This window comes from Acinetobacter sp. YH16056_T (assembly GCF_024605895.1).
Taxonomy (GTDB): domain Bacteria; phylum Pseudomonadota; class Gammaproteobacteria; order Pseudomonadales; family Moraxellaceae; genus Acinetobacter; species Acinetobacter amyesii.
The window spans coordinates 1,383,207-1,398,381 of record NZ_CP094545.1 but is presented as its reverse complement, the minus strand read 5'-3'; the positions used below and the strand labels follow the sequence as shown (position 1 = coordinate 1,398,381).

Genomic DNA, 15,175 nt, shown 5'->3' with positions numbered 1-15,175 from the left:
TTTCCCCAAAGTTAATATAAAAAAGCCATGCAATTGCATGGCTTTTTTTCCCGTAAATTTAGTGTAGCGTTTATTACTTTTTAAATGGAAACGCATATTTCACAATACGTTTTAGTACACTGCCGTACTGTTTCACTAAGCTTGCGTTGTTATAGTTCAAACCATATTTTTCACATACGGCCTGTACTTTTGGCGCCATTTTACGATAACGACGCGCAGGAACATCAGGGTATAAATGGTGTTCGATCTGATGGCTTAAATGCCCTGTCAAAATGTGAAATGCTTCTGAACCAGTAAGGTTTGAAGAACCACGGATTTGACGCATGTACCAATGTCCACGGCTTTCATTTTCAAGTACTTTTTTCGGGAAAACTTCAACATCTTTGGTGAAGTGACCACAGAAAATAATACTAAACGTCCAAATGTTACGAAGACCATTCGCAACGAGGTTCCCTGTGAGCACAGGTAATGCTGCCGGCCCTGCAATAAGCGGGAAAAACACATAGTCTTTAAATAATTGCTTGCCGATTTTGGCTTGCATTGGCTTCCATTCTTCTTTGGTCTGCTGTTTTGTTTTGCGACCTTTAAAGTATTTACCCAATTCAAGGTTTTGAATGGCAACACCCCATTGAAACAATAAGCAAAATGGAATGCTATAAATCGGTTGTAATAGATAGCCCGGCTTCCAACGCTGTTCTGGGAACAAACGAACGAGACCATAACCAATATCATCATCCATACCTTTAATGTTGGTATAGGTATGATGTTTAAAATTGTGAGTTTGGCGCCAGTTATCTGCAGTACCCACGATATCCCATTCATAAGTCTGACCATTGAATTTAGGATCATTCATCCAGTCATATTGACCATGCATGACATTATGACCTAATTCCATGTTTTCCATGATTTTGGCAAAACCTAAAAGACCTGTGCCTAAAATCCACGCTGGCGGAAACCAACCTGCAAACAATAATGCACGACCAGCCATAGATGAATATCGAATAGTCGAATACACACGACGAATGTATTTCGCATCCTTTTCACCTAAGTCATCTAAAACTTCTTGCTTAATCGCGTCAAGCTCACGCGCAAGTTCATCTAATTGCGATTGGGTTAACTCACGGTTTTTAGGATTTTTAAAATATTCAATTTTTACAGGCATGTTCATATTTTTTCTACCTTATAAATCAATAACGAGATCTGACTGTGCTGAGTTCACACAAATTTTGAGTAAATTACCCGGTTCTGTATTTTGGCTACCATTGACCATATTTTTAGTCGAACCTTCAACTTTGTTGCAGGCACATTTATTACAAATGCCCATACGGCAACCGTGATTTGGTTTGATATTTTGCTGTTCAAGACTCGCTAGAATTGATTGGCCTTTTGGAATACTGACGGTTTTATTGGATTGTGTAAGCGTGACATTCACAAAGCCAATATCATCCGTTGCGATTGGACTCATGCTAAATGCTTCACTCATAAAGCACTGTGCATGATCAAATAACGCTTCGGCCTGAGTGACGAAACCCGATGGACCACATGCAAACACTGTAGTGTACTCAATGTTGTTAATTTGAGCAGCGTGAGAGCCATTTAATCGTGGATCAGCAACATCTTCTTGGGTAAAGAAAATTTGAAATTTAAAGTTTGGATATTGACTTGCCAAAGCTTCGAAGCGTAATTTAAATGCGGCATCATCGTGATACTTAACCCAGTACATTAACTGAATTGGTTGCTCCGCAATTTGCTTAGTTTTGCTCATCCCTTTCAACAAACTCAACATTGGCGTAATACCACTACCCGCAGCCAATAGTAGCAACGGCGCAGAATTTGACACCAAAGTCATATCACCAAAAGGCTGACCAAATTCTAAGATATCACCCACTTGCGCTTGTTCTACGAGCCAAGTACTCACAATACCCGTATTCACTTTTTTTACGCTAAGTAATACGTGTTGATCATCCAACTGAGTCAAACTATAAGTACGTTCGTAACGGATACCATTTACGCAAGCAAAAACAGGATGATGCTGACCAGCTTCACCAATTTTAAACAAACGGTTCACCTGTATGGTTAGGCTAACCATCTCATTTGCTGCATTTTCTTTTTGTACAATTTTGCCGAGTGCTTGATTACCAGACCATAACGGATTAAATTTCTGCAACCAGAAATTTACCGCATTGACGTCTACAACACTGTCTTTGATTGCGTTTAAAGGCTTTTTCGCTTTTTCGAGTACATGCATAATCAAATACAACTCATGGGAGGTTTTTAATTATTATACACATGTATATATATTTGTATATACGCTTGTGCATTTAATCGACATTTTCACAAAAGCTATTAGCAGACGCTATAATATGTTAATGTTTTTAATCTATTAAAAAATATGACTCAGTCTGCACAGACGAATATGGTTAACATGTACCAGGAAGATTTACATTCTGAAGCTGAAACTCCACTTACAGTTCGCACTGTAGGTCGTAAAGCAACAATTACCAAGGAAGAACTGTTTCAGGCAGCGCTTAATTTAATTGGTCCACAAAAAAGTATTTCATCACTGAGTTTGCGTGAAGTTGCACGTGAAGCTGGCATTGCTCCAAATAGTTTCTATCGTCATTTCAAAGATATTGATGAATTAGCCATTGAGTTGATTGATCGAGCTGGCGGTGTGTTACGTCAAATTTTGCATGAAGCACGCCTTCAGGCATCACGCCAAAGCAGTATTATTCGTAGTTCAGTTGAAGTATTTATTCAGCAGCTAGATGCCGATGAAGGCAACTTAAGCCTGTTGCTTCGTGAAGGCTATACTGGTTCGCATTCTTATAAAAATGCAGTTGAGCGTCAACTCAACTATTTCCAACAAGAATTAAGAGAAGATTTAATCGTCCTAGAGCGTTTAAATCAGAGCAAGTTGGCTCATCCTGACATCGTGGCACGTGGTATTACCCAATTGGTGTTTAACATGGGTGCGAAAGTCATTGATCTACCGACAGAACAACGCAAAGAAGTTGCCGAACAAACCATGATTATGATTCGTATGATATTGGAAGGTGCTCGCCATCTAGACGAAGCCCAAATTCGCTAAAAATTAACGGTGAGAAAAAAAGAAGACGTTCAGGTCTCCTTTTTTATGAGCAAAATATATTTTTCTAATGCTGTAAGTACTGCATGACGTGTAGCGCTGTCTGTTTCGGCTGCTCAAGTGGAAACATGTGCCCACCATCAACCACACTATAATCTATACCATAGGTTTTCTTCATTCCGTCAGGCAAACCTTGTTTATAAAAATGGCTGTCATTTGCGGTGATAAGGTGTACAGGCATTTGAGGGGCTTTCCGTGGGGTACGCCACCACCATGCAGGCACTGTACGGAAAATTTGTGCTTCGACGGCTTTTGGAATGCTGAGGGTCACGCCACCGCGTTTTTCATCAGCTTGAATGCCTTGTGCAAAGTAATCTTCAAAACACTGCGAATCAAAACTTTTAAATAAACGATTATTCCGCAGAGCCGTATAGGCTTCATCCAAATTTGACCAATGATCATTGCGCTTCAGCGTAATCGCCGCAGGCGTGATTTTATCGACAGTTTTGAACTTTAATTTTTGCATGCCTTCAAAAATGGCGGACTTAGGACCGATTACAAAAGGTGGATCCATAATAATCAGTTGTGAAAACAAATCTGGACGTTTATAAGCCGCCATCAGGGTGACTAAAGAGCCAAAAGAATGCCCTAGCCCAATCACTTGTTGCTTTGGAAATTGGTGCTCAATATCTGCGATGACTTGATCGACCAAATATCGCCAATCTTTGGTGATCGGATAGCGCTCATCCATACCAATCAGCGGAATCGCCTTCACATCAAATTGCGGTGAAAAGTAGGATAAAAACTTTCGATAACTCGCGGCAGGAATACCATTGGCATGGGTAAAATGGATCGCGCTTTTCATCTAAAACTCATCCAATCAACTGATGATGACCCATCATAAAGAGATCAATACGATTTAAACAGGACTCAAAGAGCTTATCTAGATGACCTAAAAGTCAGTATGCAGATTATTTTTGTGAACCGACCATTGATTGATTTGGTAAGAAGGTTGCGCCACAAGTGGTTTTATCTCCAGCAACCACAACACCACGCCCCTTGACCGTTGTACTTTGATCTGCCGCAATCGCAGCCACAGTCGAATTGCATTTCGGGCAATAATGTTTCATGCCATTTAAATGTACCGCAATACCATTAATCACAAATGAAGGTTCACATTCTGAAACCACACCACCGTGTGACGTTTTACTACCTAAAGTAATTAAGGATTTCATATTTTTATTTTCTTCTAACGAACCGCTGAAATTTGAAGCATTTTAACGGAACTGCCCTCAACTCGCCAGCATCGACGTATAAATTTAACCAAGCCAAAACTTTACTTAACTAAATCATCAAAACACGACATTAAGACAGTTCGTGATCAATCATTTAAGTATGATGCTATCGCTATATGTCCGAATACATTTAATAATTTCACTTTCATAATTCAATCGACACCAACAACGACAGCTTATGTCGCAATGCCGATTCTTTTACTAATCAAAGCATGTATATTGGGTCTAGCAATGAGCATGAAGCATAGCGCCCTATTTTACAATTTCAGTATTTAACTGAGCTTCGAATCAGAACAAGGTGTGTTTCTACACCATGATTAACTTTAGATCGTTCATAGATTGAACACATTATTCAAAACCATTTTTAGAAAATTTTAGATTCGATACATAGCACCATTTCATTTTATAGCGCAGATAAATAAAGCATAACCATTCTATTTTCAGGAGGTTTTATGATTTTAATAAATGACTTTGATTTAACCCAACCGCAAAAAGTCATCGTGTTAGACCATACACTAGATGACTCAACCCTGTTAACTGAAGTACTCGCCTTGTGTAAGACCGCAGACCCAGAGCTCATCGTGGCGGAAAGCAAAGAGGCTGATTTAGTCTTACGTTTATTACCTGAAATACATGCTTATTCTGGTGCCATTGCTTTAAAACAGCCGCTATGCATTGACATCAACTTTGATTTACTTACTGCTCATTATGCAACACGCAGCCAAGCAGACCGATGTACGATCCAAATTCAGTTAGCAAAAAATCATCCGGACTTTACCAAGCTCGAAGCCATATTTTATATGTTGGATGAACTAGAAGATTTTGATCAAGCTGTAGAATTACTGAAAAATAGTTACTTTTTTTATGCCGATGTCGACAATTTAGATTAAAAAAATAATACAAAACTAAGATTTAGCTTAAATCTGTCGTGATTAATTTTACAGTTATAATTTTAGCCATAAAAAAAAGCACCCGAAGGTGCTTTTTTAAGATTCTTAACTTATGGCTTAACCACTACCATAATTTGAATCGCTTCTGGTGTAACCGCTAGACCATCAAGCAGTGTTAAACCTTCTTTTTGCAGTTTTTGTAAACGTGCAATTTCGTCTTCACGAATACTTGGGTTGAACTGCTTCAAATAAGTCAAACGGTCAATTTCATACTGCCATTTGCTACCATAGATTTCTTTGGCTTGTTGTTTAAAGCCCGGTAATGCACCACGAGCAATTTCAAGCGCTTGCGTATAACGCTGTTCAATGACATCACGACGCGCCTTAACCACTTGGCGGCAACTGTTGCCATCAAGATGATGTAAATAAGGACGTAAAATTTCAGGTGCAATTTTTTGCGATAAATCCTGACCTTTTTCGCTTAGTAATACACGAACCAACTGTTGTGGCAAACTTGACGGCAAATTCAGTGCTTTCGGTGCAACGACATCGACTTTAAACCACACTTCCATTAACACAGAACCTTGTGGTAAAGCTGCTGATTTCAATACAGCAACGTTAGTACTACCAAAGCTTTGTGTATTAATCATTTCCATCACACTTTCAGTGAATGGATGCTCAAGTGTTAAATACTGAGCATCTTCACGAATCTGTGCTTGGTCACGATAGAACGTCGCCGTCATACCTTCTTCGTCCAAAGTCAGACCTTGAACTTGCATTTGATCCGTAGGTTTGATGATCACGGTACCATTACTTTGCTCATCAAAATCAATGTTTGTAGACGCCATGAAGCGCTTCATAAACATTGGTAAGGTTGTATTGTCGTCGTAGTCTTCAAGTGCAGTCACAATTTCTTGCGCCACGATTGGACGGCAAGAGTTGTACTCAAGTAAACGGTCACGACCTTCTTGAAGTTCAGCTTCAAGTGCTTCACGTTGTACACTCACCGCTTCGAGCAGATCTTCAAACTCTTGGCCTTTATCTGCCAACAAACAATCTTTCAGATTGACGATGAAGTTTTCTTGGAGAGTTTGCGCTGTCGGGGAGATATTACAGAAAATATTTAATGCTTCGTTATACCAACGGAACATACGCTCTTGAGCAGTACCAACCAGATAAGGCACATGAATTTGAATACGATTTTCTTGACCAATACGGTCTAAACGACCAATACGTTGTTCAAGTACATCTGGGTTTGCAGGCAAGTCAAACAAAACTAAGTCCGATGCAAACTGGAAGTTACGACCTTCAGAACCAATTTCTGAACATAGTAAAATTTGCGCACCGTATGACTCTTCAGCAAAGTAAGCTGCTGCTTGGTCACGCTCTAATAAGCTCATGCCTTCATGGAACATCGCTGTACGAATACCCGCATGCAAACGAAGTACATTTTCTAAAGACTCAACCACTGGACCACTACGTGCAATCAATAACACTTTTTTGTGTTTCAGATCTGTACGCAGACGTTCCATCAACCACATCACACGTGGGTCGGTTTCCATCCACGAGCCATCAAGCTGCGCTTCTTCAGGCCACATTTGTTCACGTAGTTTGCCATCTTTAGACCAGTTTTCTGGTGCAGGTAATGGTGCAGGCTGACAGTCACGACCTGGGAAGCCTTGAATCGCTTCACGGGTATTACGGAATAAAATACGACCAGTACCATGACGGTCTAATAATTCGTGAATGGCACGGAAGCGTTGTTCTGGCTCGTCAGTAATTCGATGACCTAATAGGCTTTCAATCGCTGCCAAATGCCCTTCTTCGAGTGGCAGATCAGACATAAGCACTTCAGCAATTTTAGCTGTTTGGTGATACTGCTCTTCTTCATCCAAGAAACGATCAAGCGAACTAAAACGTTGTGGATCAAGTAGACGTAAACGAGCAAAGTGACTTTCCACACCTAATTGTTCAGGTGTTGCGGTTAATAACAAGACACCCGGAGTTTTTTCAGCAAGTTCTTCAACAAGGTCATAACGGTCATTGCCGCCTTCTTCTTCTGACCACATTAAATGATGGGCTTCATCGACCACGAGCAAATCAAAACCAGCTTCAAGCGCTTGTTCACGCAAGTCATCATGGTCGATCATCAAATCAACACTAGCAATAATGCATTGTTCAGTTAAGAATGGGTTGAGGTCTGGATCGTGTTCTTTAATCGAAGCTGTACGCGTCAAGTCAAATAATGAGAACTCAAGATTGAAACGACGACGCATTTCAATCATCCATTGATATTGCAATGAATCAGGTACTAAGACCAAGATACGTTCTGAACGACCCGTTTTGAGTTGCTGATGAATGATCAGACCGGCTTCGATGGTTTTACCTAAACCGACTTCGTCAGCAAGTAATACACGTGGGGCAAAACGCTTACCCACTTCATGCGCAATATACAGTTGGTGTGGAATGAGACCCACACGTGAACCCACTAGGCCACGTAAAGGGCTAGACTTCATATTGGCTTGAAGAAGCAATGCTTCGATACGCAGGTCATACCATTCTTTATAGTCTACTTGGCTTGCAAGTAAACGGTCTAATGGTTTTGCTAACTGAATACTTGCACCAATACGTGTTTCATTCAGTGCTTTACGTTCTTCTGTACCGTCGGCCAGTTTACGTACCGCGTTATAACGAACCACACCACCACGGTCTTCAAGCGATTCGACAATCCAAATTTGACCTTCTTGGTCTTGGACTTCGTCATTTACATTGAAAACAATACGAGATAAAGGTGCATTGTGACGGGCATAGACACGAGTTTCATCACTTTTCGGGAATAAAATGCTGACCGATCGCTCATCAACATCAATAAGAACACCTAAACCCAGTTCCGTTTCTGTATCTGATAACCAACGTTGACCAATAGCAAACTGCTGCAATTTTTCCACCTTTTTCTCAAGTTCGGTCTGAAAATATTATGCTCAAACTGTGAACGTTATTTGAGCAAAAATCTAGACCATAAAGCAATATATTTTGACATAAAGCCCACTAAATAGTGAGCAGAATTCTTAGGGATTTAAATGATTTTCCTAAAATGGTACAGGACAGTGAAATTCCACTGTTTGCTCAGTTTCAGGATGGTTAAAACTCAAGCGCTCAGCATGTAAACATAAGCGCGGCATCAGCTGCTGTTGCTCAGGTGTTGCATACAAAGTATCACCTACAATAGGATGACCTAAATATTGCATATGAACACGAAGCTGATGTGATCGACCGGTAATGGGGGTTAAAGCGACACGCGTGACTGGATTACCCTGAATTTCAAAATGTTCAGTGGCTTTCCAATGTGTCAGCGCGGGTTTGTTATGTGCAGGATCTGCAATATGTAACGGTGGGTGTGCTGGATCATACACCACAGGCACGTCGACTGTACCTTCACCTTCAAGTGTTCCTGCAACCAAAGCTTGATAAGTTTTCGAGGTTTGACGTTCTTGGAACTGTCGTGAAATACGGTTTTGCCCTTGACGGGAGAGTGCAAAAACCAAAATCCCCGAAGTATCTCGATCTAGACGATGAATCAATAACGTTTTAGGTTCAATTTCCAATAAACGATTGATAACACAATCTTGTAAATCTGCTGTTTTTCCCGGAACTGTGAGTAAACCTGCTGGTTTATGAATCACCATAAAGTCATTGTCACGATGTATCAGGTGTTCGGTTAGAAAATTACTCAAAGTTCAATCCAGTTCTGATCTCGAAAAACAAGGCGGCAATAATAAAAAGCTTAGCCAACAATTACAATGCACAAAGCCATATTTCCCGACGTATTTTCCGATTTAGAACAAAAATAATTCCAATTGGCTTTGTTTAGTCTGTACTGAGCAATTTTTCTAGCAATGCTTTTAGACTTGCATCATCTAAAAAGTCTTCATAACGGATGTTTGCACCATTGGCACGCCACAAACCAATTAAGCTGACCATGGCAACGGAATCAAGCCCATAACTGCGTAAATCGGTTAAGGGATCTATTTCCAAAGCGTCCATATCTAGCTGCTCTGCAATAGCCAATAATATGCCTTTGGCTGACAAAACAAATTCCGTTGGCGCTGACAGATTCCAAAGCCGCATCAAATTATAACTACTCATATGATGGATACCTTGGCCTGATATGGAGTCCACCCACAGAATATGCTGTTCCTGATTATTCAGCACAATTGCGTCATCAACAATACAGATTTGCTCTGTCACGCTGTATAGATGCGGCAAGATCTGTTTCAGCATAGGCGTGATTTGCCCTGCAAAGATGAGCTGCGGGTGTGTTGTTGCATATTCACCGAGCTGCTGCATGCCTTGAAGTAAATCATCACCATATAAATCTACAATAGGAATCTCTAAGGCTTTGGCTTTATTGGTCAGTTGGATCAAATTTTCCATCAACTACGTATCTTGTATGCCCTGCTGCATGCGTAAATTTTGTAAACCAACCAGCACCAATACCGACTGTGTTGATGACAGCTGCCATTTCGCTTGAGAAGGTGCAAATTGGATTTTTTTAGGCATTGGGTAAAGCATACAGGCTCGGTAAAAACTCATGTTGGAACAACAGTTATGTTACCGCAGAACCGAGTCTCAAAGTGGCTTTCATCTTATGATGATGTACTTGGAGGTGATTTCACTTGTTGGACAACTAAAACTGAAATTTGAAGTGAGCTGCAAATTAACTTTTGTGGTTGAAGCGCCCCATTTTCTTCAACACACCTTCTGAAAAATCACTTTTTCATGCCTGCTCGCCGATTTTTGCATGTAGTTTTTTTTAGATCAATTTGCAGTTCTATAAGAGCTTTTAATTGATCGAAAGCTTGCAATGAGGCTGCGATCAATTGATTTTCCCAGTCGATAATTTGGTTTTGATAAAATCAAATTCAGCACTTAATTCAACAAGTGTTTTTCCGCTTTAATCGCAGCAAATGCTCACTTAGCTTTAAAATCATTTGAATGATTTCTTCTTGGTCCATGTGCCATAAAATACTGATATATTGATGTTTACAACATCATTTAGAGAGACAAATATACTTATGTCAATTGTCCAAATTTCCTGATCCTTCTCTCAACAAATTTAATACTTTTTTGAGGCCAATTGTTTGAGCTACTGTTTGTGGAAACACACCTCTTTTATTTTTTAATAGCTCTACACCCGCTTTAAGCACTTCAAATATGTATGATTGTAGGATCTTTCTTAAAGGGTTGTGTTACACAAAACCGCTTTATAGACCTATTTTTGTCTAGTCTAAAAATTATTAGATCAGCCATAAACAAGAATTTTTATTAAAAACTTAGATTATCACTTATAATTCAATACCTTAGAAACGCCAATTATAAAACAAGTCGATTGCACGTTCTAAAGACTGACTCGCTTCCAAGTACAAACGTTGATTCATTTGATAACGTAAGGTCAGTTTATTCACTGGTGTAAATACCCCGACACCATAACGAATGAATAAGTCAGGTGTGATATAACCCGTCACAGAAACCTGAGTATCATCCCCTGTTCCTTGAGCATCTAGTGCCAAACCACTCAGACCAAATGTACGACCAATTTGGTTGGTCAATGCACGTGTACCACCCAAGCCCATACTAATACCGGCAGCAGCAATCGTGTTGTTCACATCAGAACGGAAACCTTCCGCCTGACTTAAACCTGAACTTCCTTCATTAATACGACCTGTAATTAAGGCATTTAAGGCTTCTTGTTCAGACAGACCTGCATCGTTATACACCTGAATTGCAGGACTTGATGCCGTACCCGTCACACGAACCCCAACAGTACTACCTTGCACGGCTTTATTGGCATCGATATCTAAAGTTGGGTTTGCCAATGGTCCATTGAAACGAGCAATCGCACGGTTCAAGTCCAGACTTTGACCATAAGCTTCAATTTTCACACGTTGAGAAACACCGATTGCACCATTGGCACGCATTGCTGTTTCTAAACCACGTTGTGTCAAATTCAAACGACCAATCAACGGAATTCGGCTATCAAAACCTTGGAAAATCACTTGATTACCAATATTCACCTGTACGTCAGCGCGAATATCCCAAGGACGTGCTGATTTTAAGATTTCAAGTTGGTTATCACCTTCATGTACCACACGTACATCTGAAGATACCCCAACCACTGTTGCAGACGATTCTGGCATCGAAATCAATGCACGCGGCACATCAATTTTACCTTTTAAGGTTAATTTCTTACTGAAAGGCAGCACATCTAAAGATAAATCAGGCGTTACAACAGCGGTGATCAATGGCGCTTGACGGACCAACATTTCATTACCCGTTAAATTCAACTGGATACGTGGATCATTTTTCCAGTCAATATTTCCGGTTAATTTGCCCACACCACGCCCACTGTTAAATGCACCATCAATCGTCGCGTAGTTTTGACGCACAGCAGAATACAACTGAATATTGGTCAAGTTCACAGGCAATGAAATCATGCTAATCGAGCCATTTTTCACTCGAATCTCACCATCCATTAAAGGCTGAGACAATGTTCCGCTAATTTTTGCCGCATAAGACAACGTACCGCCCATTGAACGGACATCTTGTATAAATGGTTTTAAGATTTTCAATTGAACTTGGTTAAAGGCCACTTCACCACGGATCGGTTTGTTGGCTTTATACGGGTCAATAATAATATTGGCATAACCTGTACCAATATCTGGAGCTTTGCTATCGAGTCGAATTTGTAGCCCTTCAGCGACACTTTTCGCAATCAAACCTACTTCGTCATATTTTAAAGTGGATGCTAAATACTGTGGATCTTCAGCCGCTAAACCGAGTAAACCGTCACGAGTCACTAAACGTGCATCAATTTTAGGTTTTGCACCTTTCGCCCAAGACGCTTTCGCATAACCATTCACTTTACCCGTAATCGCCAGGCCTTCAGGCATAAATGCTGCGAAGTCGTTTAGGTCTAGGTTTTTTGTCACAAAAGATACATTGCCGCGGTTTTTATTCACACGGATCGGCTGATCAAAACATAATTCGCTTTGCTGACTCATCCAACAATGTGCGCCGACAAATAAGTCAGACTGTGCAGTGTTGTAAATAATCGATGCATTTTGACGCTGCACAAGACGTGTACGCAAGGAGTCAAAGTCGCCTTTTTGAATCTGACCAAGCCAATTATTTTGTGCGTTAAAACCACCAGCTAACTGCACATAAAATTTTGATAATTTATTTTCAGCACTGACTTTTAATAAATGCGCATTACGTGTACCGGCCAGTGAAATTTGACCTTTCACAATCTCACGGTTGTTACTGCGTAAATTATCCATCGTTGCCGTTAATAAACTTGGTGAAGTCGCAGAAGTTGGCAACTCGCCTTGCACCCGTATTTTTTTCACACTGAATAAATTATTAAAAGCGAAGTCATCTATTGCGATATTGGCAGATGCTTGCAGTCGTGGCTGTGCTTGAACATTTAAGTAGCCATGAGCACGTCCACGTAGGCCTGCATAAATTTCATATAACGCTGGTGCATTAATTTTCAATTGTAAATTTTGTGCATTACCAGTGGCTTGAATTTGGTTATTGGCATAAGCCAACAGCAAATTATTCGCTTCAAACTGTTTTGGCATAAAGCCGGATTGATTTGAATTAATCACCATCGCCAAGTTACCTTGACCACGGACAGGTTTGTTATTGATCATACCTGCCAAATTCAGACGTTCAATTTGAATACGTTTTAGCGCATCTGACCACACACCATTGGTTTTTAAATTTCCAGATAATTCACCCCGTACATTTGAGGCAAAATAATGCGGCTTAAAATGCACCAGTGATGCATTAATATCCCAACCAATGGCTTTTTGTAGTAAAACTTGTCCATTGGCAGAAATTTTACCTGCCACGCCATCATGACGCAGCTCGGCTATTTTAATTAATTCAGGTGTGCCAGATACTTTGAAAATCAAACTGCCTTTACTTGCGGCAACTTGGCTTGCATTGAGGCCACCATCATAATTCACAGCAAAAGCTTTAAAGCCTCCACCTTGTTTCTCATCATGGAAAGTCAGCGCAGCAGTAGATTTACCTGTTAAATGAACCGTTTCATTTTGCTGTGCTAGTCGGCCTAACAAATCAATATTATTCAGCTGAATAATCTGTTGATTTGGTTTTGCATAACCATTGGCTTTTAATGACCCTGTAATTTGATCGACAGGCGCAGCAGCTACGATGGTTTGCGGATTGAACTGCTGTGCTTGTACATTGGCTTGCCATTTCAGCATACGTTTTTGATCAGGCAATTCTACAACTGCGTTACCTTTGAGCTGACCTTTGTCGGCCACATAACTAAAGGCATGGACATTGAGATTGTTATTTTTCAGATTCAGTTTGGCTTGATATTGTCCAGCAGGCAGAGCACCTTTTTCATGTCGTGACACTGTGGTCGCCACGTTGATGTTCTGCTGACCTTCTGTAAGCGCCAATTGCACATTGCCCGAATCACTACTCAACCATCCAACATATGGCACTGCACGGTCTATATTTTTCCAAGACACATCCATCAGCATCGGCTGAGCTTTATTATTTTTAGCAGGCGCTTGATCGAGTTTTAAATTCCAAGTTTCATATTGATCAAAATCCACCAACGCCGTCAGGTGCATGCCTTTTTCAAGGGTCCCTTTGGACGCAATCTTACTATTTAAACTCACAGGTAGAAAATCTTGAACCACCTGCGGAATCAACTTATGTTTTGGATTAATTTTATCTAAACGACCGCTTACATCCCAAGTGACCTGATCTTTCCAACTCACCACGCCGCCCAAATTGACAGCGCCGCCCATCACTTGACCATTTAGGTTAGTAATATCAAGTTGATTGACCAAGTCCGTACTCATGAGCGCAGTATATTTACCTTCAGGAATATTGGCCCCGCTCAGGTCCGTGTCTAAATCTAAATTGAGACGCTGAATATCCCCATTGAATTTTGCCAGACCATTTTTAGCAAAGAGCTTTTGCTCAGTCAGTAACGGTAAATGATAGTTTTTAAATTTGAGCGCACCAAACATCGGGACATGTGGACGCATCGGATGGACCACAGCCCAACCAGTTAAAAGATCTGGGGTATGTGTTGCCACACCGGCTTGAATTGTATCCAACGATCCTTTAGCCACCACTTGAATATCATGAATATTCAAGCTTTCACGTAGTGAAGGTAAATTGACAATCCCCACAGCATTTAGCGGATACTTGCCTTCAAATTTCATATTCCCAGACGCTTGGCGCACGGATAAATAGCCCATATCCATACGGGTATCTTCAAATTTTAATTCCGTCCCAGACCAAAGCGCTTCATTTAATTCAATATCATAAAAATCCACACCTGAACTATGCGTTTTAATCAGCATATGATCTAGATCTGCATGATCGACACGAAGTACGAACGGCAAACGGATTTCACTAAATACAAAAGGTTTATCGCTAGGTGGGGTCTTGGTAATAATTTGCAGATTTTTAACATCTGCCTTATTTAAATGAATTTCTTTATTAATAATGGCGCGCCAACCGAGTGTAATATCGGCACGGTCAATTTTTACATCGACAGGTTTTAGCGTAACGAGGACATTTCGTAGAATAATGCCCCGCCACAGGTTACCACCTTCATATTCATAGTGAATGATTTGCTGACGTTCCAGAACACGGTCAAGTAAAAACTTACTGCCTTTGTCTGTAGAGAACATGACCGCCAATGCAGCCACCAAAAAGATAAGCACGAACACGAAGGTCAAAATGACACTTCGAAGAATACGACGCTTCTTCGGCAGTTGCTCTACCGGCGTTTCGTTTTCTGATTCTTGCTGTTCTTGTTCAGTCATAAAAAACACATCACCTAAAAA

At 40.5% G+C, this 15,175-nt stretch carries 9 protein-coding genes and 2 pseudogenes; 2 read left to right on the top strand and 9 right to left on the bottom strand.

Going from position 1 to position 15,175, the window contains the following annotated elements:
• Window positions 1-73 precede the first annotated feature (73 nt).
• Together MST17_RS07015 and MST17_RS07010 are read right to left on the bottom strand one after the other, a co-directional pair.
• On the bottom strand, window positions 74-1,168 hold the full coding sequence (locus tag MST17_RS07015) for an acyl-CoA desaturase (protein ID WP_078193588.1): 1,095 nt from the start codon (window positions 1,166-1,168) through the stop codon (window positions 74-76).
• 12 nt (window positions 1,169-1,180) lie between these two features.
• Window positions 1,181-2,248 (bottom strand): flavin reductase family protein, encoded by a 1,068-nt coding sequence (locus MST17_RS07010; protein ID WP_180027042.1) that lies wholly within the window; start codon window positions 2,246-2,248, stop codon window positions 1,181-1,183.
• A 144-nt stretch (window positions 2,249-2,392) separates the two neighbouring features.
• Between MST17_RS07010 and fabR the strand changes: the two genes are divergently transcribed.
• Window positions 2,393-3,091, top strand: coding sequence for an HTH-type transcriptional repressor FabR (gene fabR, locus MST17_RS07005; RefSeq protein WP_078188804.1), 699 nt, complete (start codon window positions 2,393-2,395; stop codon window positions 3,089-3,091).
• 64 nt (window positions 3,092-3,155) lie between these two features.
• Here the strand turns inward: fabR and MST17_RS07000 are convergent, their stop codons facing one another.
• Window positions 3,156-3,953 (bottom strand): alpha/beta fold hydrolase, encoded by a 798-nt coding sequence (locus tag MST17_RS07000; RefSeq protein ID WP_180027041.1) that lies wholly within the window; start codon window positions 3,951-3,953, stop codon window positions 3,156-3,158.
• A 106-nt stretch (window positions 3,954-4,059) separates the two neighbouring features.
• The gene (locus MST17_RS06995) at window positions 4,060-4,323 is read right to left on the bottom strand and encodes a PAAR domain-containing protein (RefSeq protein ID WP_078193592.1); all 264 of its coding nucleotides are present in this window, start codon (window positions 4,321-4,323) and stop codon (window positions 4,060-4,062) included.
• 512 nt (window positions 4,324-4,835) lie between these two features.
• Between MST17_RS06995 and MST17_RS06990 the strand changes: the two genes are divergently transcribed.
• A complete protein-coding gene (locus tag MST17_RS06990) occupies window positions 4,836-5,273 on the top strand; it encodes a hypothetical protein (RefSeq protein WP_180027040.1) in 438 nt (145 codons plus the stop codon).
• Between the two features lie 110 nt (window positions 5,274-5,383).
• Here the strand turns inward: MST17_RS06990 and rapA are convergent, their stop codons facing one another.
• The 5 genes and pseudogenes from rapA to MST17_RS06965 form a co-directional block, all read right to left on the bottom strand.
• Window positions 5,384-8,221 (bottom strand): RNA polymerase-associated protein RapA, encoded by a 2,838-nt coding sequence (gene rapA / locus MST17_RS06985; protein WP_078188819.1) that lies wholly within the window; start codon window positions 8,219-8,221, stop codon window positions 5,384-5,386.
• Between the two features lie 141 nt (window positions 8,222-8,362).
• Window positions 8,363-9,007, bottom strand: a complete 645-nt coding sequence (locus MST17_RS06980) for an RluA family pseudouridine synthase (protein WP_180027039.1) — start codon at window positions 9,005-9,007, stop codon at window positions 8,363-8,365.
• 133 nt (window positions 9,008-9,140) lie between these two features.
• Window positions 9,141-9,845: pseudogene (locus MST17_RS06975) on the bottom strand (phosphopantetheine-binding protein).
• 119 nt (window positions 9,846-9,964) lie between these two features.
• Window positions 9,965-10,295, bottom strand: a pseudogene (locus tag MST17_RS06970) (IS3 family transposase); the annotation flags it as partial.
• Window positions 10,296-10,633: 338 nt separating this feature from the next.
• Window positions 10,634-15,154, bottom strand: a complete 4,521-nt coding sequence (locus MST17_RS06965; RefSeq protein ID WP_180027038.1) for a translocation/assembly module TamB domain-containing protein — start codon at window positions 15,152-15,154, stop codon at window positions 10,634-10,636.
• Window positions 15,155-15,175 lie beyond the last annotated feature (21 nt).

Excerpts from the sequence above, each read along its gene's own strand:
- MST17_RS07015 (WP_078193588.1), bottom strand. The coding sequence starts at position 1,168 with ATGAACATGCCTGTAAAAATTGAATATTTTAAAAATCCTAAAAACCGT.
- MST17_RS07010 (WP_180027042.1), bottom strand. The coding sequence starts at position 2,248 with ATGCATGTACTCGAAAAAGCGAAAAAGCCTTTAAACGCAATCAAAGAC.
- fabR (WP_078188804.1), top strand. The coding sequence starts at position 2,393 with ATGACTCAGTCTGCACAGACGAATATGGTTAACATGTACCAGGAAGAT.
- MST17_RS07000 (WP_180027041.1), bottom strand. The coding sequence starts at position 3,953 with ATGAAAAGCGCGATCCATTTTACCCATGCCAATGGTATTCCTGCCGCG.
- MST17_RS06995 (WP_078193592.1), bottom strand. The coding sequence starts at position 4,323 with ATGAAATCCTTAATTACTTTAGGTAGTAAAACGTCACACGGTGGTGTG.
- MST17_RS06990 (WP_180027040.1), top strand. The coding sequence starts at position 4,836 with ATGATTTTAATAAATGACTTTGATTTAACCCAACCGCAAAAAGTCATC.
- MST17_RS06965 (WP_180027038.1), bottom strand. The coding sequence starts at position 15,154 with ATGACTGAACAAGAACAGCAAGAATCAGAAAACGAAACGCCGGTAGAG.